Consider the following 20,353-nt stretch of genomic DNA (forward strand, 5'->3'; position numbering starts at 1 on the left):
GCAGGGGGCGGTGCTGGGCGCGCATCATGCCGGGGATGAAACGCGCGCCCCTGCTCACGCTGCTGCTGGCCCTGGGCACTCCCGCGGGTGCCCTCGTGCGGCTGGGTGACCCCCTGCCCACCCACCCCTGGAAGAGCGCCGACCGCGAACTGATCGTGGTCTACTCGCACGACTGCGGTGACCTGGGCGAGCTGTGGGGCGCCGTCCTCGCCGCCGGACTGCCCGTGCGCGCCGTGAACGCCGAAGACATTCCCGCCCCCGCCCCGAAAGGCGTCAATGTGTGGCGCGGCCCCGAGGCGACCGCCTTTGCCCGCGCGTTGCGCGTCGGCACTTACCCGGCCGTCCTCCTCGTGCGGGAGGGCCGGGTCCTCAACGCCTGGGAGGGGACCTTCGCGGGGGATCTGGGGCTGGCGGGGAAGGGCTGAGCGGGGCGCGCCTCGAAAATGGGTTGAAAGACCTGTAGAGGCACAGAGTAGGGCAAGCGGACGCTTGCTCCCCCCTCCCAGCCTCCCCCGCAGCGGGGGCGGAGTCACACCGCCAAAGCTTTAGCTCTTTTTAAAACCGTCTCCTGTGAACGCCCGATTTCCACCCTTGGACCGAGTTCGCACGGCCTTCACCACGCCTTGCTCGCGCAGCGAGACGGTGGGCCCGCGACTTAAAGAACGGCAAGATCAAACTTGGCGCGTTGAGAAAAGCGGCCACCGGCGCAATGGGCGAGCCCTTTGCCAAGCGCAGCGGAAAACTCCCCCCTACCCCCTCCGGGGATTAGATGGGTGGGGGCAAACCGCATCAAAATGCCCTGCCCCTCAAACCTCCGTTGGAAAGGGCCTTGTCCAGTCGCTGGCAGAGGGTTAACGCCCCCCCGCCCGCCGCTTCTCTGCCTGCACCAGCCGCACGAACCGCGCGAGGCGCGGCGCCCGGTTCCAGCGCTTGCGGTCCAGCCCCACCCGCCAGATGAACTCCACGCCCAGCTTGCGAGTCCAGGTGGGGGCGAGATCCGCAGTTCCCGCAAACACGTCAATGACGCCGCCACAGCCGATAATCACGGGAGCCCCCAGCACCTGCCGCCAGTACTGATTGAAGGTCTCCTGCCGCCCCGCGCCCATGCCCGTCAGGACGAGGTGCGCCTGGGAGGCACCCACGAGTTCGGCCACCCGCCTATCCTCGGGCAGGTCGAAGTAGCCGTGGTGGATTCCGGCAACCTGAATGCCGTAGTCGCGGACAGCATTCCGCGCGGCCTGCTCGGCGACACCGGGCTTGGCCCCCAGGAAGAACACCCGCAGGTCACCGCCGTGCCGCTCCATCAGGCCCTTCACGATGTCGTAGCCGGGGGCACGGGGCACCTCGCGGCCGTGCAGTTGCCGCGCGGCCCAGACGATGCCCACGCCGTCCGCAGTGACGAGGTCGGCCTCCTGGATGGCCCGCACGAACTCAGGATGGGTGCGCGACTGGACGATGAATTCGGGATTCAGCGTGACGACCGTGTGGGGGGTGCGCGGCGTGCGGAACATCCACTCGCCGAGGCGGTCGAGCGTTCCTGACAGCGTGATCACGTCCAGCGGCAGGTCGAACAGGGTGAGGCGCGGCTGGGCGGCGGGTTGGGGTGAAGCCATGCGTGGGGCGGATTGTAACACGGGGGGTGGGGCAGGTCGCCCCAGAGCACCTCATCCGGGGCCGCCCCCACAAAGTTAATGTGGCACACTATCCGCATGATGTCCGGGCCGTTTGGGGCGCTGCCGCACGAGGCACAGACGCAGGTGGTGGCCGCAGCGCGTGTGGGCCGCTGGGCGCGGGGAGGCCTGCTCTTTCACCCGGAGGACCCGGCCGAGACGCTGTTCGTCCTGACCCGCGGAAGCGTGAGGCTCTACCGGCTGGGCGCCGGGGCACGGGAGGTCACGCTGGACGTGCACGGCCCGGGCGACCTGCTGGGTACGGGGGCACTGCTCCCCGGCACCGCGTACGGGATGTACGCCGAGGCGATGGACGACACCGAGGCGCTGCTGCTGGGCCGCGAGACCCTCTCCCGGCTGACGCATGCCCATCCGGCGGTCGGCGTGGCCCTCACCGAGCAGGTCACCCGGCAGACGCGGGGGGTCCAGGAGCGGCTCTCGGCGCTGGTCTTCATGGAGGTGTCGCAGCGGCTGGCGCTCGCGCTCCTCACCCTCGCCGAGCGCGAGGGGCCGTGGCCCGACGGCGGCACGCTGGCCCTGCGCGAACGGGTGTCGCACCAGGATCTCGCCCACGTGGTCGGCAGCACGCGCGAGACGATCACCAAGCTGCTGGGTGATTTCCGGGCGCGCGGGCTCCTGGACCTGGGCTACCGCCGGATCATCCTGACCGACCGCGCGGGCCTGATGACGGCGGCGCGCGAGCCGCTGCGGTAGGGTTGATGGAGGGACGCTCCAGACGCCCCGCGTGAAAACGCTCTAGGCTGGGGCCGATGTGGAAGATGGTGGAGCTTTGAGGGCGACGAGGAGCATCGCGGCGGCATACCGGGCGGGCGACCTGCCCGGCTTTTTCCGGCTGGGGCCGGGTGAGCTGGCGGCGGCGGCCAGTGAGACCAGGCCCGACGTGGACCGCGCCGCCCTGGCCGACGCGCTGCGCGCCTACCACCGCGACCTGGGCACACTGGACCCAGGGGTAGAGGCCATGCTCGCCCGCCTGGCCCACCCCGCCTCCCGGGTGGTCGTGACCGGGCAGCAGGCGGGGCTCCTCACCGGCCCGGCCTACAGCGTCCACAAGGGCGCGGACGCGGCGCTCCTCGCCCGCGGTCTTGACCGGGAGGACGCCCCGGTCGTCGCCATCTACTGGGTCGCCAGTCAGGACCACGACGCGGCGGAGGTCGCCTCCACCACCCTGCTTGACCACGCCGAGGAACTGCACCGCCTGACACTGGACCTGCCGGTGGGGGTGCCAGTGGGCCGGGTGCCGTGGCGGGCGGAGTGGACGGACGAGGTCCACGCTCTGCTGGACGGTTTCGACACGGCGCCCGAGTACCGCGAGGCGATGCGGGCGCGGGTGGAGCGGGCCTTGAAGGGTGGGGGCAGCTACGCCGACATGTTCGCCCGCATGATCCACGGCCTGCTCTCCCCCGCCGGGCTGCTCGTGCTCGACCCGCTGCACCCGGCCCTCGCGGCGCTCATGGCCCCCACCCTGGCCCGCGAGCTGGCGCGGCCCCTGGTAGGCCCAGCGCGAATCGAGGCGGCGGCGGCGCGGCTGGAGGCCGAGGGCTTCACCCCCCAACTGCGCCGCCCGGCGGGAGCCACGAACCTCTTTCTTGAGGAGGAGGACGGCGGGCGGCGGCTCCTAAGGCTGGACGGGCGAAAGTTCAGCACCGACACACGCACGTATACCCGGGAGGAGGTGCAGGCCATCCTGGAGACCGGCCCCTCACGCCTCACCCCGGCGGCGGGCCTGCGCCCGGTCGTGCAGGACGCGCTGCTGCCCACGCTCGCCTTTGTGGTCGGGCCGGGCGAGATCGCCTACGGGGCGCAACTCGCGGAGGTGTACGAGTTGCACGGCCTGCATCAACCCTTGCTCTGGCCGCGCCTGAGCGTGACGTGGCTGGAGCCGAACGTGGCGCGGCTGCTCACGCGGCTGGGGGCGACGGCGGCGCAGGTGCAGGCCGACCCGGAGGGGATACTGGGCCGCGCGCTGGCCCGGGAACGGGGAGCGGCGGCCGTCTCCACGGAGCGGCTGGAGGCACTGGACGCCGAGTTGCGTGCCCTTGCCAACAACCTCGCCGCCCTCGACCCGACGCTGGTGGGCGCCGCCGAACGCACCCGCAGCCGCACGACCGCTCGCCTCGCCCACCTCCAGACCCTCGCCGCCCGCGCCCTGGCCCGGCAGGAGGACGACCGGACGCGGCAACTCACGCGCCTGAAGCTGCACCTGCTGCCCAATGGGGTGCCCCAGGAGCGCGAGATGAACTTCCTGACCTTCCTGCTCAAGCACGGGGAGGCGCCGCTGAGGACCCTGCTCAGCCTCGCGCCGGGGACACAGGCGGAGTTGCCGATTCCCTGATGGTCAGGGAATGACCTGGGGTTCCGTGGCGCTCTCGCCGTACTCCAGGCTGTCCAGCAGGCACAGGGCGAGGGCTTCCAGGGCCGCCCGCCGCTCGCCAGGTGCGGGGGCGTTGAGGGCGACGTTGAGGTAGTCGGCGGCGGGGGCATCGCGTGCCACTAAGTCGATCAACCAGTGGCGCGGTTTGACCTCCCACCTGCCATGCCCGGTAAAGCGCACGGACCAGACGCCCGACGGCAGAGGCGGCCTGATGGGTGTGCATGGGTGTTCCGAGCATTCCACGCGCCTCGACCACTTCATCTACCAAGAAATGCCGCTCGGCGGGAGTGAGGGGACGGGGCACGGGGCCAGCCGCATACAGGGCTCGGGCCTCGGCCACCAGGGCGTCCAGATCGGGATGCGGCACCAGCACGCGGCCCTGGGCGAACATGGCGATGGCAGCGTGATCGGGCTCCGCGAACATCGCCCGGACTTTCCGCATTGGATTGTGGAAAGCCTCGACCGGCACCCCCTCCACCACGAAGCTGCCCCGCCAACGTTCATTCCCCGTCACGAGGGCATGCAGGTCCAGGTCGCTGTGGGCATCAGCCTCTCCCCGGGAGACGCTGCCGCACCACAGGACGGCGTAGACACCGGGTGTAGCGGTGACGCGGGCGAGCGCGTCGGGCAGGGCGGCTTCCAGACGAGGCTGGGCAGCGGGGTCAAGCATCGCCCCAGCTTAGTGTCACCCTTACGCCGTCGCGTACTCCTCCGTGGGCAGCCACTCCACCTCTACCCCCTGCTCGCCCAGCCACTCGGGAACGCTGTAGCGGGCGCGGGCCAGGCCGGAGAGGACTCGGTGGGCGGTCGTCACGGCGTGGCGGAGTTCGCCGTCGCTGATAAAGCCCGCCTCATGGGCGGCAAGCAGTTCCTCGGTGTCCACGATCTCGGCGGCCATGCCGTCGTGGACCAGGATGTCGAGGTAGTGGTCACGCACCGTCCAGAGGTCGCCCGACCGGGTGATCGTGGCGACATCAATGTAGTAGTCGTGTTCGCGCGGGCCGTGGAAATCGTAGCGGCAGACAACAATCCCCAGGGTGGGGAGCAGGTGCGCCTGCCAGTGCCGGATGCGGGGGTGAGCGACAAAGTCCCGCGCGACAAAGAGGCCTTGCCCGTGCTCACAGTACGTGTGGACGGGGCGGAGGCCGGTGTTCGTGTGATGTCGCCGCGCCGCCACCTCGTGCCGCTCTGTTTTGACAGGTTCCGCTCCGGGCATGAACTACCGTACCGGATCAGCCCCCCCTCCGGGCGTAAAGTTTGTCTCAACCCAGGCTTCACGAAACGGCAACCGTCAGCCCACGCCGGACTCAGAGGACGGGCAGGGCGGGCAGGCGGTCGAACCCTTCCGGCACGAAGAGGCTGCCCTCGGTGGTGCCCTGGTCGGAGAGGGCCTGCAAACGGGTTTCAAGCGCCGCCGCGTTCAGCTCCCCCGCCAGGAAAGCCTGGTGGGCGCGGATCACCTCGCGGACCCCCTTAGGCGACTCGTGGACGAATTCCAGGCGGAAGTCGCGTAGACCCGCCTCCAGCCACTCCGTCAGGTGCGTGCCCGCGACCTGCGGGCGGCCCTCGAACACGGTGTTGCGGCAGCCCACGTCGGCCATGACGGGATGGGCGATGCCCCGCTCGTCACGCAGGGCGACCCGGTGGGACTCGCAAGGGTGGCCGCAGTTGGTGTAGTCGGTGCCCTGCGACAGGAAGCGGCAGAACACGCAATGCTCGGTGTGGAAGACGGGAAGGTGCTGGTAGGCGATAACCTCCAGCCGCTCCGGCCCGACCAGCGCGGCGAGTTCGGTGACCTGGCGGGCGTTCAGGTCATGGGTGGGCGTCACGCGGTTCAGCCCGAGGTCGAGGAGCGCGCGGGTCGTGAGGACGTTGGCCGCGTTGAGGCTGAAGTCGCCCGTAAGCGCAGGGCGGTCAGGCGTCTCCTGCAAGCCCTCCAACAGGCCGCCCGAGCGCACCAGGATGTCCGCATTCAGCGACAGCAGGAACTTCTGGAGATTCTGCTCCGTGGGCTTAAGGATGCGGGGGCTGGCGACCCGTACGGGAATGCCTGCCTCGCGGACCCGCTCGACGCTGGGCTTGAGGCCGTACAGCTCCAGGTAATCGAGCGTGACCGAGTCGGGCCGCTCGGCGAGGGCCGCGTCCAGTTGCTCGGGGGTGCGAACGAGGACGTGGAGGCGGGGGTGTGCGCTGTTTGTCACGGGTTGAGGCGCGGTGACCTCCTGCAACACATCGTCCAGCCGGGGGGTGATGCGGCGCTCGGGGGCCATCCCACGCAGGGCTGTGAGCTGTTCGACCGCCCCGCGGCGCAGGGCGTTGAGGGCCGAAATGGGCAGGAAGCCTGGGCCAGAGAGGCCCACCTTCAGACCCGCCAGGTGATAGCCCGTACCCCCTAGTTTGCCGAGCTGCTCACGCAGGCCCGCCTCGTCCAGTCCCCGGTTGCGAGCGGGCTGGAGAGGGTCGGGCAGGGTCACGGTGACGCTTCTCCCCTGTTCATCCGTCAGAGTGAGGGCAGGCAGCTCAGCGACATGGCCGTGGAAATGGGCGGTGACGGGGCGAGTGTGGAGGGGGTCGTTCGCCTCCAGCAACGGCTTGACCCGGGCGCCCAGCGTGGGATCGTGGGTGCGCCACACCGGGTCGCCAACCCGCACCCGGGAGGGGTCCACCGCGCCGCGCCCGAAGCGCAGTTCGGCCGTCTCGCCGGGCCGCACCGCCTCTATCTGCCGCCCGCGCTGCCACAGGCCGTACAGGAAGCCGCCCTCCTCGCGGCCCTCGGGGGTGCGCCAGTTGGCGGGGTCGAAGACCAGGCCGTCGCCCGGCTTCACCCCCTCCGAGAGTTCGACGAGGACGCCGCGCTCGGTGGTGCCGCGCACAGTTCCGACGCGCACGCCCCGATGACGCGGCGCCCGCCCCCGCACGACCTGCTGGTGATTCGTTCCACTGATGAAGTGCGGTCCCAGCCCGCGCGAGTACACCTGCTCCAGGTCACGCTCCTCCTGCGGGGTCACGCTCAGGGGCAGGCCCGCCCACGCCTCGTCCACGGCCTTGCGGTAGGCGGCGGTCGTCAGGGCCACGAAGTCGGCATCCTTATAACGGCCCTCGATCTTCAGGCAGTTCACGCCGAGGTTGACGAGATCAGGCACCTGATACAGGGCATACAGGTCGCCGGGCGAGAGCAGGTAACGCGAGTCGCCGAGGTCACGGTGAACCCCGTCCACCAGCAGCTCGTAAGGCAGGCGGCAGGCTTGGGCACATTGGCCGCGGTTGGCCGAGCGTCCGCCCCACGCCTCAGAGGAAAAGCACTGCCCCGAGTAGCTGACGCACAGCGCCCCGTGGACGAAGGTCTCCAGCTCCACGTCCGTTGCCGCCGCGATGCGCCCGATGTCCCGCAGCGACAACTCGCGGCCCAGCACCACCCGGCTCGCCCCGAAGCGGCGGGCGAGTTCGGCACCCTCGGCGGAGGTAATGCTCATCTGGGTGGAGCCGTGGATGGGGAGGTCGGGGCAGATTTCGTGCGCCAGCCGCGCGACTCCGTGGTCCTGCACGATGATCGCGTCCACGCCCGACTCGGCGAGGTGCATGAGTTGCCGCTCGGCCCCCCGCAGCTCCCGGTCGAACACCAGGATGTTGAAGGTCACGAAGCCCAGCACCCCGCGCTCGTGCAGCGCCCGCATGAGGTCGGGCAGTTCCTCGTTCGTGAAGCCCACCTTTGCCCGCGCGTGAAAGCCCTCGACCCCGAAGAACACGGCGTCCGCCCCGGCCTCGACCGCCGCGCGCAGTTGCGGCCAGCCTCCAACGGGGCTCATCACTTCGGGTTTCACGCGCACTCTGAGCATAGCGCGCCAGTTTAGCCCAGGGGCCGGGGGCCGAGCGTGACCGAGGGAACGGGACAAGGCCACCGCAACGTTGGGTTCTGGCAGGGCATGCTGCGGTCGACCCCTCAGTCAACTCCCCTGAGAACTCTTGATGTGCAATACGGAGAACAACGTTTGATACGAGGTTTTTTCTCCCTCCCTCCTTGTGGGGGACTCGCAGAGCTGCTTGCAGAGGGCCGGGGAGGGAGTGGTCCTCTTGCCAGACAACGAAAATCCACCTCGCCCAGCTTCTCATTTCGCATCAAGCGTTGAGAGGGGGGCCAGGTCCGCCCTTCACCTGTCAGGAGTCCGAGGCTCTGCCAACCGCGCAAGTTTACGGTGGCCCTGGAGTACAGGAGGTTCAGGCTCAGGAGAGCGTGCCGCTACCGCCGAGGTGGGGGGACTCAGCGCCGAACTCCCCAGTCGGTGAAGCGCGTCCCGGAGCTCAGATTCCGGCTGGTCCGTTAACCCCGGTGAAGCGGCAAAGGCAACTCCGTTCTGGGCTCCGTAAGGCTTCCTTACTCCCGCCGGTCGGGTTTCACCGTTCTTGCGGCACTGTTCGTCTTACAGCACTGCGCGACCGGAATTCTTCTCAGCCTGCTCGAAGTGGGACGGCGGGCTCGACCTCCACCCGGTTGCGCCCGTGGTGCTTGGCGCGGTAGAGCAGGGTGTCGGCACGTTCCAGCGCTGTGGCCCCGTCCTCCAGGTCGACCAGGCCAGCCGAGAGTGTGACGAGCAGCCGGGGCAAGCCCGCCCGGCGCCCCACCTGCTGCGCGACCTGTCGCCGCAGGTCCTGGGCCAGCGCCACTGCCTGGGCAGGCGCCAGCCCGCAGAGCAGGACAGCGAATTCCTCCCCCCCGAAACGGTAGACCTGCCCGCCCTTCCCCACGACCTCGCGCAGCACGGCGGCGACCGCTTTCAGCACGAGGTCTCCCCCGGCGTGGCCGTAGGTGTCGTTGACCGCCTTGAAGTGGTCAAGGTCGAGCAGCAGCAGATGGGTGCCGGGAACCGGCCGCGCCAGCGCCTCGTCAAGGGCACGCCGGTTGCCCAGGCCGGTCAGCTTGTCAGTGTAGGCGAAGTCGCGCAGCACGTTCGCCTGCTCCGAGGCCCGCAGTTCCGTCAGCACGATGGTCTGTGCGGCCACGGTTCCTATGCCCTGGGCGGCGGTGATCAGCAGTACGCTGGCGACCGCCAGCGAGGCGTCTTGGGTGATCAGCAGGGCTCCCAGGGCCAGCGGCACGTTTGCCCCGGCGAACAGGACGAAGGGCTGCCACCAGGGCACGCCGCGCGTCTGTGCCGAGCCGCTGACCCGTCGCCGCAGGAGGGTGAAGAGGCCCACCACCAGCGCCAGATGCAGGACCTGCACGGCGCCCGCCCCGCCCCCCTGCCACAGCGCATAGACCATCAGCGGCAGGGCGACCGTCACCCCGGCTGGCCCACCCCCGCCGATGGTCGCCAGCGCCACCGGCACCGCCCGCAGGTCCAGGGACGCGCCGCCCTGCAAGGGAACAGCATTGGCGATCAGGATGAAGCTGCTGAGGGTGGTCAGCAGGGCGCGCAGCGCGATCTGGCTCCACAGCCGGGGCAGGACCAGGGTCCGTAGCGTCCAGCCGATCACGAGGGTGACCGTACACAGCACGCAGAAGTTCAGGAACAGGTCGTTCAACATAAAGGCGTTGCCAGTGCCCGCAGGGTAGACGCGGCAGCATCACACTTCCATCACAGGCAGTCACGGCCTGTCACACGGACCGCGCCCCTATGAAAGACCGACCTTCCCTTTCAGCAATCGACTCCTCACCAGTCAGTGGTGCGGACAGTTTTGGCACCCTCCCAGGAGCAAAACTCCGGGAGCAGGGCTGAGACGCAATTTTTAGCGCCTCCCCCTTGACTCGCAGAGCTGCTTGCAGAGGGGGGGCTGGGTGGGGGTGAGCGGGCAGCCCTCAGTGCACCGGAATCTCAAGGCCCTACACAACTGTCCGTGCCATTGGTACTGGGGAAATCAGCCGCAACCGCGGACGCGAAGGCGTCCCTGCACCCCGGGAGCCAGGCCCTATTCCAGCGCCCCGTTCAGCTCGTCCCTCAGCCGCCGCGCCGCCTCCCGGCTCGCCGCCACGCTCAGTCCGTCGGCGTACTGGACGGCCCGGCTCGCGCTCGCCAGGGCTCCGGTGCCCCCAGGATGGAAGGCCGGGGCCAGCCCCGCCGCCGTCCCACCCTGCACCCCCAGGCCGGGGAGCAGCAGTAGGGCACGGGGCATCAGCGAGCGGAAGAGGGCGAGGTCCTGCGGGTGGGTCGCGCCGACCACCGCGCCCACACTGGCGTATTCCCCCTCCTCCTCGTCGCCCAAGCGCGCGACCTCCACCGCCACGCGCTCGCTGACCCCCTGGCCCTGGACGTCGGCCTGGTCGGGGTTACTCGTCTTCACCAGGACGAAAATTCCGCCGCCGTTTGCCCTGGCCGCCTCCACAAAGGGGGTTAACGTGCCGAAGCCCAGGAAGGGGCTCACGGTCAGGGCGTCCCCCGCGTGCGGCCCAGCCAGCCAGCCCCGCGCGTAGGCCTCGGCGGTCGAGCCGATATCACCGCGTTTGCCGTCGAGGATCACGGGCAGGCCCAGCAGGCGGGCGGCAGCGCAGACCTCCTCCAGCAGCGTGAAGCCTGGCACCCCCAGCGCCTCGAAGAAGGCGAGCTGCGGCTTGACGCAGGCGGCGAAGGGGGCGGTGGCCTCCAGCACGTCCAGTGTGTTCTCCCGGAGGTGGGTGAGGTCGCGGTAGGCGTCCGCCCGGGGGTCGAGGCCCACGCACAGCCGGGTCCGGAGGTGGCGGGTGCGGTCGGTGACGGCGGCGGCAAAGGTCATCCGGGCGAGGCTAACACGCGCCACGCGGCCCTCACGAGGTCGGCGTTATCGGCAGCCAGGGTCCCGTCCGGCCGGGTGAGGGTGTCCTCCAGGCCGATGCGGGTGAAGAGGCCCCGGCGGCCCGCCTCGCGCACGAGGGGCCATGCGCTGCGACCCAGGCCGTGCAGCAGGCGGGGCAGGGTCACTCCGGCCTCGTCCAGCAGGGCCAGGACGGCCGCCGCCTCCGGCAGCACCGCCTCCGCGGATTGATCGGGGAGTTCGACGAGGACCCGCAGCACCCGGTCCTGGTCCGGCCAACTCAGGAACGCCCGCGCGGCCCCCACGTTCCAGAGGCCCGCCTCGACCCCCACGCCGAGGCCCAGCAGCGTCCCGGCCAGGCTCTCGGCGTGCGGCTCGTGCCAGTTGACCGAGATGAAATCGGGAAGGACCGTCCAGGCGCGGGTGGCGGCGAGTTGCGCGGCCACGTCGGGCAGAATCCAGAAGCCGCTGGAGATGCCGACCTGAACGCCTGGGCAGGCAGCGCGCACGGCATTCAGCACGTCAGCGACGACCCCTGCCTCCAGCGACTCGCGGCCCTGGCTGTCGCACGGATGCAGGTGCAGGGCTCCGGCGCCCGCCGCGACGGCTCCACGCGCTGCCTCCGCAAGCTGGGCCGGGGCCACGGGCAGGGCTGGGTGGCTTCCCACCGGGCGACCCCCATTCAGGCAGGCTTTCAGAAGCATGGCCCGAGCGTACCCCGGCGCTGCTACCCTCCCCCCATGACCTTTTCCATCGTGGGCCGGGACCCCGCCACCGGGGACCTGGGCGTGGCCGTGGCGAGCAAGTTCCTGGCGGTGGGCGCCCTGGTGCCCTTCGCGCGCTCGGGGGTGGGCGCGGTCGCCACCCAGAGCTACGTGAACCCAAATTTCGGGCCGGAGGGGCTGCGGCTCCTCACCTCGAGGCTGGGGCCGGAGGAAGTCGCCGCCGAGTTCCAGGCCACCGACCCCGACATCGCCCAGCGGCAGTTCGGCATTGTGGGAGCGGACGGGCGTAGCGCGACTTACAGCGGGGCGGGGTGCCACTCGTGGGCGGGCGGCTATACCGGGCCGGATGTGGCAATCCAGGGCAACATCCTGACCGGGCCGGAGGTGGTGGACGCGATGCTCGTGGCGTGGGAGGCGGGGGCGGGGCAACCTCTTCCCCACCGGCTGCTGGGGGCGCTGCGGGCGGGGGATGCGGCAGGCGGGGACCGGCGCGGGCGGCAGTCGGCGGCCCTGCTGTGCGTGGGCCCGGGAAGGGGCTACGGCGGCCTGACGGACGACTGGGTGAACCTGCGCGCCGACGACCACCCCGACCCCTGCGCCGAGGTGGAGCGGCTGCTGGGCATCCACGACCTGCTGTTCGGGCGGCCCGCGACGACCCGAGAACTGGACGAGGAGGAGCTGGGCTGGCTGCGCGCCCTGCTGATCCACGAGGACTACGCGACCTCGCTGCCCGGCGGCCCCTGGGACCCGGAGACGGAGGCGGCAGCCTGGGCGCTGTACGGCACCGAGAACCTGGAGGAACGCTGGGTGCCAGGCGGTCGCTTCGACCCGGTGGCGCTGGCGTACCTGCGGGAACGCTTCGGGGAGTGAGAAAAGGCCGTCAGCGGTCAGAAAGCAGGCCTGGATCTCCACCGAGGACAACGCTCTTGTGCCCCTCCCTCTTGCTGACCCTCTCCCCTCGTGGGAGAGGGCCTGATGCAGCCAGGGGTGAGGGGCGCGCCACCGGCAACCTCAGCCCGTCAGGCCAGCTTCCAGAGCTGGAACCGAATGGAATTAAACGCCTGGCCAGAAAGGGCTTCTTTGGCTGACGGCTGACCGCTGAAAGCTGATAGCCTCCTCCCATGCGCCTCTCGGCCACTGATGTCTATGCCTTCCAGGCGCTCGGCTTCCTGGGTACCCAGGAACCCACGCGCTGGGTGTCGAGCGAGGAGATTAGCGAGGCGACGGGGGTCCACCGCCCCTACCTGGTCCGCATCCTGGCGGCGCTCAGCAACAAGGGCATCGTGAAGAGCAAGAAGGGCATCGGCGGGGGATACGCCCTGAGCCGCAAGCCCCGGCTGATCTCGCTGTGCGAGGTGGTGCGCGCCATCGACGGCCCGGTCGCGCCCCTCTCGTGCATCAGCCTGAACTGGCACGAGCCCTGCGTGGAGGAAGACCGCTGCCACGCCCGCGCCACGCTCTACACCCGGATGCGCGACGCGATGCTCGCCGTCCTCCAGGAATTCAGCGTGGAAGACTTGGTGACCGACGCGCGGCAGGGCGTGAGTTACGGTCACTGCCTGGGCCACCTGCTCAAGCCGAATGCGTAGGGGAAGCTAGCGCAGGGCTTGCCCCCGGGAGCCGTGCACCCTCTCCACGCGCGCGACCCGGAGGCGTTGACGCCCGACACGAGCTTGTTCGTGAGGTCCCGGGTTAGGGCCTGGGCTCGGGAGGTAAACACCGCCACCGCCGCAACGAGGACCGTGAGGGCGAGGGCGGGCAGCGGGCCGGAGTGGCGTTCGGGCGGGCCATGGCGATGGGTCCTCCTGTAGCGTCAAAAGCTGCTCAGGTGACAGTGTCGAATGAGGATTCGGTGAGTGACCGCATAGGCCCCCAACCGGCGGTTATCGAGACAACCGGAAGAAAGTCTCTTGTATTGGCCGCCAGATCAGATTACCTTTTTTATCAATGATTACTCGTCCCGCCCCCTGCCCCACGCGAATGTCTCGGCGACGCCGCTGACTGGCCCCCTCCAACTTCCTTCCCTCGCACGACCCCACGGAGCCCGCACATGAGCGACCTTGAAGCCCTGAAAAAAGAAGTTCCGCCGTTCCAGATTTTCGACCTGATCCCCCAATACGCCGCGCAGGGCTTCGTGAACCCCGAGCACGTCGACCTGCTCAAGTGGGCGGGCGTGTACCCGCAGCGCCCGCAGGAGGACGGCTACCTGATGATGCGCGTCAAGGTGCCGACTGCCGAGTTCTCCTCGGACACGCTGCGCGTGGTCGCGGGCATCTCGGAGGACTTCGGACGCGGCTTTCTCGACGTGACCGACCGCCAGGCCTTCCAGTTCCACTGGCTGCGGATTCAGGATGTGCCGCAGATTTTCGACCGGCTGGAACCCATCGGCCTGCACACGAAGGGGGCTTGTGGTGACACCGTGCGCGCCGTGATCGCCTCGCCCCTCGCCGGACTCGACGCCCGGGAGATTATCGACGTGCGGCCCATCGCTGCCGGGATGGAGGGGACGCTGAGCGGCAACCCCGACTTCCAGGACCTGCCGCGCAAGTTCAAAATTTCGATCACTGCCACGCCCGAGCTGGAGGGCATCCACATGATCAACGACATCGGCTTCCTGGCCCATCGGGTGGACGGGGAGGTCGGTTTCGACGTGTGGGTGGGCGGCGGCCTGGGCGCCTTGGCACACCTCGCCAAGCGGCTGGGCGTCTTTATCAAGCCGGAGGAAGTGGTGGAGGTTGGACGCGCCATCGCCGCCGCGTACCGCGATCACGGCTACCGGGTGAGCCGCAAGAAGAGCCGCTTGAAGTTCCTCATCAAGGACATCGGCGTGGAGAAGTTCCGCGAGATCGTCGAGACGGAGTACCTGGGCCGCAGGCTCACGGATGGCCCCGCCGCACCCGTCGCCCGTTTCGGCGGCAACGACGTGCTGGGCGTCAACCCTCAGGGTGATGGCCTGAATTACGTGGTCGTGGCGACGACGGTGGGCCGCATCGACCCCTTCAAGGCGCGCAGGCTCGCTGACCTCGCTGACCATTACGGGAAGGGCGTGCTGCGGACGACCGCCTTCCAGAACATGATGATCCCGCACGTGCGCTCGGAGGACGTGGCCGAGCTGACCGCCGAGCTGGAAGCCATCGACCTCGCGCCGAAGACCACGTTGCGGGGCACCACCATCGCCTGCACCGGCACCCAGTTCTGCCGCCTCGCGCTGACGGAGACCAAGGCGCGGACCGCCAACCTCGTGGACCATATCGAGGCGAAGTTCGCCGACCTGGACGTGCCCTTCACCATCAACCTGACGGGCTGCTCGAACGCCTGCACCCGCTATCAGGTCGCCGACCTGGGCTTTATGGGCGCGTTGCGCGGCGAGGAGGAGGTCTACAACGTCCACCTTGCCGGAAGCATCGGGCAGGCGCAGCGGACGGGCGACAAGCTCAAGGGCTTCGTGCCCGCCGTGCGACTCAACGAGTACACCGAGGCGGTGCTGACGGACTTCCGCAATGGCAAGCTGCCGGGCGAGAGCTTCGTGGAGTACGCCGACCGGGTCGGGCACGAGCGTTTTGCGCCCGATGCGATCCTGAGGCCGGAGCGCGAGGTTGTGGGCGCATGACCGCAACCCTGAACCGCCCCGGGGTCGAGACAGGCCGGGTGGTCTGGTTCACTGGCCTGTCGGGCGCGGGCAAGAGTACGCTGGCGAGCGCGTTGTATACCGAGTTGGTGGCGCGCGGCGCACAAGTGGAACTCCTCGACGGCGACGCCGTGCGTGAGAACCTGAGCAAGGGGCTGGGCTTCACGAGGGCCGACCGCGACACGAACGTCCGCCGTATCGCCTTCGTGGCCGGGCTGCTCGCCAAGCATGGCGTGACCGTCCTTGTGAGCGCGATCAGCCCCTATGCGGACACCCGGCGCGAGGTGCTGAGTACCCTGCCCAACGCCAGCGAAGTCTTCGTGGACGCGCCCCTGGAGGTCGTCACCGAGCGCGACGTGAAGGGCCTGTACCTGAAGGCGCTGGCGGGCGAGATCCCGCACTTCACGGGCGTCTCCGACCCCTACGAGGCGCCCGAGACGCCCGACCTGCACCTTCGCACCGACCACATCAGTGTGGAGGACGGCGTGAGGCAACTGCTCGCGCACCTGGGGTACGGGGCATGACGGCGCTGGGGAATCGGCCTGGGGGGCGGACGTTGGGGCAGGATGGCGCAGCGCTGACCACCGAGCCGCGTGCTTCCCTTGAAGTGGCCGGGCACCGGGACAGCACGGCGCCCGACTTCACCCCCGATACCGACCCCCTCGACGTGATCCGCTGGACCCTCTCGGCCCACCCCGACCTGCTGATGCCGAGCGCGTTCAACCTTAACGGCGTGGTGCTGCTCGACCTCGCCGCGCGGGCGGGCTACCGGGGCGAGGTCGTGTTCGTGGACACCGGCTTCCATTTCCCCGAGACGTTGCAAACGCGGGACCGCCTCGCCGCGCGCTACCCGGAGATGACCTTCGTGACGCTGAACGCGGGCGCGCACCCCGAGGACGGCCAGACGCCCCCCGACCTCTACGCCTCCGACCCGGACGCCTGCTGCGCGGTGCGGAAGGTCGCGCCTCTTCAGGCGTACCTGCGGGAGAAGGCCCCCTCTGCCCTGCTCAACGCCCGCAGCCGGGACCAGGCCGCGACCCGCGCCGACATCCGCTTTGTCGAGACGGGCGGGGCACGCGTCAAGGTCAATCCGCTCGCCCACTGGGCGCGCGAGCGGCTGGAGGCCTACGCGCGGGAACACGCCCTGCCCGTCAACCCGCTGTACTGGGAGGGCTTCCTGTCCGTGGGCTGCTGGACCTGCACCCGCGCCGTCCGCCCCGGTGAGGACGCCCGCGCGGGCCGCTGGGCGGGGAAGGGCAAGACCGAATGCGGGTTGTGGGCAGGGGAGAACCGGCTTTAACCTTTTTCCTGCCCCAAAAGTTGACCAACTTCATCCACTACCTTTTCGAAAGGCCCGCCATGACGATCCTGCCCGACCCCTCCCCCATCCTCCTTCCCGCGCCGCTGGGCGGCACCCTGGTCAGCGGCGTGCAGCGGCCCGGCCTTGATTTCGACCCGGCCGAACTCGCGGGCCTGCCCCGGCTGGAACTCTCCGACCGCGCCTACGCCGACCTGGAAATGCTGGCGACGGGGGCCTACTCCCCGTTGACGGGCTTTCTGGGCGAGGGGGACTACCTCAGCGTGATCGAGCACCTGCGGCTGGCGAACGGCACGCCCTGGAGCATCCCGATCACGCTTCCGGTGGGCCGCGAGGAGGCGGGGCAGTACGCGGGGCGCGTGGTGCTGACGCGCCAAGGAGAGGCGGTCGGCACGCTGGACGTGCAGGAACGCTTCGAGGCCCGCAAGGGGCTGGAGGCGCGCGAGGTCTACCTCACGGAGGACGCCGCGCACCCCGGCGTGGCGGCGCTCTACGCGCAGGGGGACGTGAACCTGGCCGGGCCCGTCACCTTGTTCGAGGTGCCGCGCGGCGCCTTTCCCCACCACCACCGCACCCCGTCCGAAGTCCGGGCGGTGATCGAGGCCCGGGGCTGGCGCACGTCGGTGGCCTTTCAGACCCGCAACCCGATCCACCGGGCGCACGAGTACCTGCACAAGGTCACGCTGGAACTCGTGGACGGCCTGCTGCTGCACCCGCTCGTCGGGCAGACGAAGGGGGACGACGTGCCCGCCGACACCCGCGTGAAGGCGTACGAGGTGCTGCTGGACCGCTACTACCCGCAGGCCCGCACGCTGCTGAGCGTGTACCCCGCCGCCATGCGGTACGCCGGGCCTCGTGAGGCGATCCTGCACGCGCTCTCCAGGCGCAACTACGGGGTGACGCACTTCATCGTGGGGCGAGACCACGCCGGAGTCGGCAACTACTACGGCACCTACGACGCCCAGGAAATCTTTTCGGCCTACACCCCCGAGGAACTGGGCATCCGCATCCTGAAATTCGAGCATACCTACTACTGCGGGGCGTGCGGGCAGCTCGTCAGCCCGCGCACCTGCCCACACGGCAGCGAGCATCACCTCGTGCTGAGCGGCACGAAGGTGCGCGAGAAGCTGCGTGCCGGAGAGGGTTTGCCCGCCGAGTTCACCCGCCCCGAGGTCGCCGAGGTGCTGCGCGGGGCGTACACCGCTCAGGGTTAAGCCCGTCCCCCTCAGAAGCTGCATCCGGGCCTCACCGGGGCCGTGTTCACTGACTCTATCCACCGGAGGGACGAATGACCCGAACACTGACCATCCTGACCGCCGCCGCACTCCTCACGCCCACCGCCCAGGCGCAGAACGCCACGACCGTCCGCCTGGGCTTTTTCCCGAACCTCACCCACGCGCCCGCGCTCGTAGGGCTGGAGAAGGGGTACTTCCAGAAGGCGCTGGGCAGCGCCAAGCTCGACTCCCGGGAGTTCGTCTCGGGCACCACCCTGATGGAGGCCTTCGCGGCGGGGCAGATCGACATCGCGTATGTCGGCCCCGGCCCGGCCATCAACGGCGCGGCGCGGGGGATGCCCCTCCAGATCGTTGCCGGGGCGAGCGAGGCGGGGGCGGTGCTCATCGCCCGCAAGGACAGCGGGATCAGGACGTACAAGGACCTTGCCGGGAAGCGGGTAGCGGTGCCGAGCCTGGGGAACACGCAGGACATCAGCTTGCGGCACCTCCTGAAGGAGCAGGGCCTGAAGGCGCAGGCGGACGGGGGCAACGTCACCGTGACGCCCGTTGCCCCCGCCGACGTGATCGCGGCCTTCGCGGCGGGGCGGGTGGACGCGACCCTCGTCCCCGAACCTTGGGGCGCGGTGCTGGAGGCGCAGGGCCACCGGTTGATCGGCAACGAGAAGACGGTGTGGCGCGGGGGACAGTACCCCACGACCATCGTGATCGTGAATACCAAGTTCGCCCAGGCGAATCCGGCCCTGGTGACCGCCTTCCTGAAGGCGCACGCGGATGCCGTCGCCTACCTGAACAAGAGCCCCGCCGCCGCACGGACGGTCGTCAACAACGAGCTGGAGAAGCTGACCGGGCAGAAGGTCGACCTGCGCGTCCTCCAGCGGGCGATGGTTCGCACCCGCTTCACGACCCGCGTGGACCTGGACGCCCTGAACGACTACGCCGCCCTGAACGTGGAGGCCGGGTACGCCCGCAACGTGCCGGACTTGAAGGCCTTCCTCCTGCCCAGCCTGTTGAAGTGAGGCCATGACGACGGTTTCCCCCGCGAACCCCGCCGCCGCGCCCCGCCGCGCCTCCCGCTGGCGGATGCTGCTGTGGCAACTTCTGGGCCTGCTGCTGCTGCTCGCCCTCTGGTGGCTGGTGACCGACGTGCTCCGGCTCTACCCGCCCTACGTCTTCCCCAGCCCGCGGGCGGTGTGGACCGAGATCAGCTACGGCCTGTGGGGAACTGGGCCGCAGGACGGGAAGCTGCTCGCCGCCATCGGCAACAGCCTGCGCAGGGTGCTGGTGGGCTACGCGATTGCTGTGCTGCTGGGCGGCCTGGTCGGCCTGCTCATGGGCGCGTGGCGACTCCTGCGCGAGACGGTCGGAGCCTACCTCACCGGCATTCAGAGCGTGCCGTCCATCGCCTTCGTGCCCTTCGCCATCCTCTTTTTCGGCCTGAACGAGCGCGCGGTGCTGTTCGTGGTCATTCTGGAGGGCTTTATTCCGGTCGCGCTGGCCGTATCGGGGGCCCTGATGAACGTGCCCCCGGCGCTGCGGATCGCGGGGCGGACGCTGGGGGCGAGTGGGCTGGGCCTCACGACGGGGGTGCTGCTCCCCAGCGCCGTGCCCAGCATCCTGACCGGGCTGCGGACGGCCTGGAGCTTCGCGTGGCGGGCCCTGGTGGGCGGCGAACTCCTCGTGAGCGCGAGCGCCAGCCTGGGCGCGCAACTGGAGATCGGCCGCAACACCGCGAATATGGCGCTGGTGATCGCCACCATCCTGATCATCGGGATCATCGGCGGGCTGTTCGACAGCCTGCTGCGGGCGCTGGAGGCCCGGGTCCGCCGCGACTACGGCCTGGAGGTGACACAATGACCGCCACGATGACTCGCCCCGCCCCGTCTGCCAGCACTGCCCCGCAGGGGGTCAGCCTGACGCTGGACGGGGTGACGTATCGCTACGGGCGTTCGCGGACGGCAGCCACCCCAGCGGGCCTCGGCCCGCTGGACCTGCGGGTGCAGCCCGGCGAGTTCCTGTGCGTCGTCGGTCCCTCGGGCAGCGGCAAGAGCACGCTGCTCTCGCTGTTGGCGGGCTTCCTGCGGCCCCAGGTCGGCGAGATTCGGCTGGGCAACACGCCCGTGCGCGGCCCGGACCCCCGGCTCACGCTGGTGCAACAGGAACCGGCCCTGTTCCCCTGGCGCACGGTGGCGGGCAATGTCGCCTTCGGCCTGGAGCGCCAGCGCCTGCCCCGCGCTGAACGGGATACCCGGGTGGAGGACACCCTGCGCCTGGTCGGGCTAAGCGGCTATGGCCCCCGCCGTGTCCACGAGCTCTCGGGCGGGCAACGCCAGCGTATCAGTCTGGCCCGCGCGCTCGCCGTGCAGCCGCGGCTCCTGCTGCTCGACGAGCCCTTCAGCGCGCTCGACGACCGCACGCGGACGGTCCTCGCCGATGAGCTGCTGGGCATCTGGTGGGCGCGGCGGGTCACCGTCGTGTTCGTGACGCACAACCTGGAGGAAGCCCTGGCCCTGGGGCAGCGCGTCGTCGCTCTGCGTGGCGGCGAGGTCGTGTTGGACGGCGCCGCGCGGGAACTGAGCGTGGGGCAGTTGCGGGAGACGCTGGAGGGGTAAGGGCCTCCGGGAGGCGAGAAGGAGCCGAGGCGTCAGCCCCGGCTCCTTCTGCC

The 20,353-nt window shown here is 69.9% G+C and carries 19 protein-coding genes; 12 read left to right on the top strand and 7 right to left on the bottom strand.

Annotation, left to right across the window (positions count from 1 at the left end; all coding sequences use genetic code 11):
• Positions 1–35: 35 nt before the first annotated feature.
• On the top strand, positions 36–425 hold the full coding sequence (locus F784_RS26570; RefSeq protein ID WP_019585854.1) for a hypothetical protein: 390 nt from the start codon (positions 36–38) through the stop codon (positions 423–425).
• A gap of 426 nt (positions 426–851) precedes the next feature.
• On the opposite strand, the gene F784_RS0106215 is transcribed toward F784_RS26570, so the two are convergent.
• Positions 852–1,613, bottom strand: a complete 762-nt coding sequence (locus F784_RS0106215; RefSeq protein WP_019585855.1) for a WecB/TagA/CpsF family glycosyltransferase — start codon at positions 1,611–1,613, stop codon at positions 852–854.
• A 96-nt stretch (positions 1,614–1,709) separates the two neighbouring features.
• Here F784_RS0106215 and F784_RS0106220 point away from each other — a divergent pair, with 96 nt between their 5' ends.
• Positions 1,710–2,384, top strand: a complete 675-nt coding sequence (locus F784_RS0106220) for a Crp/Fnr family transcriptional regulator (RefSeq protein ID WP_019585856.1) — start codon at positions 1,710–1,712, stop codon at positions 2,382–2,384.
• A 76-nt stretch (positions 2,385–2,460) separates the two neighbouring features.
• Positions 2,461–4,023: a bacillithiol biosynthesis cysteine-adding enzyme BshC gene (gene bshC / locus F784_RS0106225; RefSeq protein ID WP_019585857.1), complete on the top strand. Its 1,563-nt coding sequence runs from the start codon at positions 2,461–2,463 to the stop codon at positions 4,021–4,023.
• A 3-nt stretch (positions 4,024–4,026) separates the two neighbouring features.
• On the opposite strand, the gene F784_RS26005 is transcribed toward bshC, so the two are convergent.
• The 6 genes from F784_RS26005 to F784_RS0106255 all read right to left on the bottom strand — a co-directional run bounded on the left by F784_RS26005 (position 4,027) and on the right by F784_RS0106255 (position 11,489).
• Positions 4,027–4,182 carry a hypothetical protein gene (locus tag F784_RS26005; protein WP_019585858.1) on the bottom strand — a complete coding sequence of 52 codons (156 nt, stop codon included), beginning with the start codon at positions 4,180–4,182 and terminating at the stop codon, positions 4,027–4,029.
• Positions 4,183–4,753: 571 nt separating this feature from the next.
• Positions 4,754–5,278 (bottom strand): DUF402 domain-containing protein, encoded by a 525-nt coding sequence (locus F784_RS0106235; RefSeq protein ID WP_019585859.1) that lies wholly within the window; start codon positions 5,276–5,278, stop codon positions 4,754–4,756.
• Between the two features lie 91 nt (positions 5,279–5,369).
• Complete coding sequence (locus F784_RS0106240) at positions 5,370–7,898, bottom strand: U32 family peptidase (RefSeq protein ID WP_019585860.1); 2,529 nt, start codon at positions 7,896–7,898, stop codon at positions 5,370–5,372.
• A 610-nt stretch (positions 7,899–8,508) separates the two neighbouring features.
• Complete coding sequence (locus F784_RS22405; RefSeq protein ID WP_019585861.1) at positions 8,509–9,585, bottom strand: GGDEF domain-containing protein; 1,077 nt, start codon at positions 9,583–9,585, stop codon at positions 8,509–8,511.
• 381 nt (positions 9,586–9,966) lie between these two features.
• The gene (gene pyrF / locus F784_RS0106250) at positions 9,967–10,767 is read right to left on the bottom strand and encodes an orotidine-5'-phosphate decarboxylase (protein WP_019585862.1); all 801 of its coding nucleotides are present in this window, start codon (positions 10,765–10,767) and stop codon (positions 9,967–9,969) included.
• Positions 10,764–11,489, bottom strand: a complete 726-nt coding sequence (locus F784_RS0106255) for a 3-keto-5-aminohexanoate cleavage protein (protein ID WP_026332313.1) — start codon at positions 11,487–11,489, stop codon at positions 10,764–10,766. Before F784_RS0106255 ends, pyrF begins: the two co-directional genes overlap by 4 nt.
• Positions 11,490–11,525: 36 nt before the next feature.
• On the opposite strand from F784_RS0106255, the gene F784_RS0106260 reads away from it, so the two are divergent.
• The 9 genes from F784_RS0106260 (at position 11,526) to F784_RS0106300 (ending at position 20,300) form a co-directional block, all read left to right on the top strand.
• A complete protein-coding gene (locus F784_RS0106260) occupies positions 11,526–12,380 on the top strand; it encodes a DUF1028 domain-containing protein (protein WP_026332314.1) in 855 nt (284 codons plus the stop codon).
• 251 nt (positions 12,381–12,631) lie between these two features.
• On the top strand, positions 12,632–13,099 hold the full coding sequence (locus F784_RS0106265; RefSeq protein ID WP_019585865.1) for an Rrf2 family transcriptional regulator: 468 nt from the start codon (positions 12,632–12,634) through the stop codon (positions 13,097–13,099).
• Between the two features lie 461 nt (positions 13,100–13,560).
• Complete coding sequence (locus tag F784_RS0106270) at positions 13,561–15,120, top strand: nitrite/sulfite reductase (RefSeq protein ID WP_019585866.1); 1,560 nt, start codon at positions 13,561–13,563, stop codon at positions 15,118–15,120.
• Positions 15,117–15,662 (top strand): adenylyl-sulfate kinase, encoded by a 546-nt coding sequence (cysC, locus tag F784_RS0106275; RefSeq protein WP_019585867.1) that lies wholly within the window; start codon positions 15,117–15,119, stop codon positions 15,660–15,662. Before F784_RS0106270 ends, cysC begins: the two co-directional genes overlap by 4 nt.
• Positions 15,659–16,438 carry a phosphoadenylyl-sulfate reductase gene (locus F784_RS0106280; RefSeq protein ID WP_019585868.1) on the top strand — a complete coding sequence of 260 codons (780 nt, stop codon included), beginning with the start codon at positions 15,659–15,661 and terminating at the stop codon, positions 16,436–16,438. The genes cysC and F784_RS0106280 overlap by 4 nt, the downstream gene beginning before the upstream one ends.
• Before the next feature lie 59 nt (positions 16,439–16,497).
• Complete coding sequence (gene sat, locus F784_RS0106285) at positions 16,498–17,670, top strand: sulfate adenylyltransferase (protein WP_026332315.1); 1,173 nt, start codon at positions 16,498–16,500, stop codon at positions 17,668–17,670.
• A 74-nt stretch (positions 17,671–17,744) separates the two neighbouring features.
• Positions 17,745–18,707, top strand: coding sequence for an ABC transporter substrate-binding protein (locus tag F784_RS0106290; RefSeq protein ID WP_019585870.1), 963 nt, complete (start codon positions 17,745–17,747; stop codon positions 18,705–18,707).
• Between the two features lie 4 nt (positions 18,708–18,711).
• Positions 18,712–19,545 (top strand): ABC transporter permease, encoded by an 834-nt coding sequence (locus F784_RS0106295; protein ID WP_019585871.1) that lies wholly within the window; start codon positions 18,712–18,714, stop codon positions 19,543–19,545.
• Complete coding sequence (locus tag F784_RS0106300) at positions 19,542–20,300, top strand: ABC transporter ATP-binding protein (RefSeq protein WP_019585872.1); 759 nt, start codon at positions 19,542–19,544, stop codon at positions 20,298–20,300. The genes F784_RS0106295 and F784_RS0106300 overlap by 4 nt, the downstream gene beginning before the upstream one ends.
• Positions 20,301–20,353 lie beyond the last annotated feature (53 nt).

This window comes from Deinococcus apachensis DSM 19763, from assembly GCF_000381345.1.
Taxonomy (GTDB): Bacteria; Deinococcota; Deinococci; order Deinococcales; family Deinococcaceae; genus Deinococcus; species Deinococcus apachensis.

What these genes read in the sequence shown, in the direction of transcription:
- F784_RS26570 (WP_019585854.1), top strand. Translation starts at nt 36, where the DNA reads ATGAAACGCGCGCCCCTGCTCACGCTGCTGCTGGCCCTGGGCACTCCC.
- F784_RS0106215 (WP_019585855.1), bottom strand. Translation starts at nt 1,613, where the DNA reads ATGGCTTCACCCCAACCCGCCGCCCAGCCGCGCCTCACCCTGTTCGAC.
- F784_RS0106220 (WP_019585856.1), top strand. Translation starts at nt 1,710, where the DNA reads ATGATGTCCGGGCCGTTTGGGGCGCTGCCGCACGAGGCACAGACGCAG.
- F784_RS0106235 (WP_019585859.1), bottom strand. Translation starts at nt 5,278, where the DNA reads ATGCCCGGAGCGGAACCTGTCAAAACAGAGCGGCACGAGGTGGCGGCG.
- F784_RS0106240 (WP_019585860.1), bottom strand. Translation starts at nt 7,898, where the DNA reads ATGCTCAGAGTGCGCGTGAAACCCGAAGTGATGAGCCCCGTTGGAGGC.
- F784_RS22405 (WP_019585861.1), bottom strand. Translation starts at nt 9,585, where the DNA reads ATGTTGAACGACCTGTTCCTGAACTTCTGCGTGCTGTGTACGGTCACC.
- pyrF (WP_019585862.1), bottom strand. Translation starts at nt 10,767, where the DNA reads ATGACCTTTGCCGCCGCCGTCACCGACCGCACCCGCCACCTCCGGACC.
- F784_RS0106255 (WP_026332313.1), bottom strand. Translation starts at nt 11,489, where the DNA reads ATGCTTCTGAAAGCCTGCCTGAATGGGGGTCGCCCGGTGGGAAGCCAC.
- F784_RS0106260 (WP_026332314.1), top strand. Translation starts at nt 11,526, where the DNA reads ATGACCTTTTCCATCGTGGGCCGGGACCCCGCCACCGGGGACCTGGGC.
- F784_RS0106265 (WP_019585865.1), top strand. Translation starts at nt 12,632, where the DNA reads ATGCGCCTCTCGGCCACTGATGTCTATGCCTTCCAGGCGCTCGGCTTC.
- F784_RS0106270 (WP_019585866.1), top strand. Translation starts at nt 13,561, where the DNA reads ATGAGCGACCTTGAAGCCCTGAAAAAAGAAGTTCCGCCGTTCCAGATT.
- cysC (WP_019585867.1), top strand. Translation starts at nt 15,117, where the DNA reads ATGACCGCAACCCTGAACCGCCCCGGGGTCGAGACAGGCCGGGTGGTC.
- F784_RS0106280 (WP_019585868.1), top strand. Translation starts at nt 15,659, where the DNA reads ATGACGGCGCTGGGGAATCGGCCTGGGGGGCGGACGTTGGGGCAGGAT.
- sat (WP_026332315.1), top strand. Translation starts at nt 16,498, where the DNA reads ATGACGATCCTGCCCGACCCCTCCCCCATCCTCCTTCCCGCGCCGCTG.
- F784_RS0106290 (WP_019585870.1), top strand. Translation starts at nt 17,745, where the DNA reads ATGACCCGAACACTGACCATCCTGACCGCCGCCGCACTCCTCACGCCC.
- F784_RS0106295 (WP_019585871.1), top strand. Translation starts at nt 18,712, where the DNA reads ATGACGACGGTTTCCCCCGCGAACCCCGCCGCCGCGCCCCGCCGCGCC.
- F784_RS0106300 (WP_019585872.1), top strand. Translation starts at nt 19,542, where the DNA reads ATGACCGCCACGATGACTCGCCCCGCCCCGTCTGCCAGCACTGCCCCG.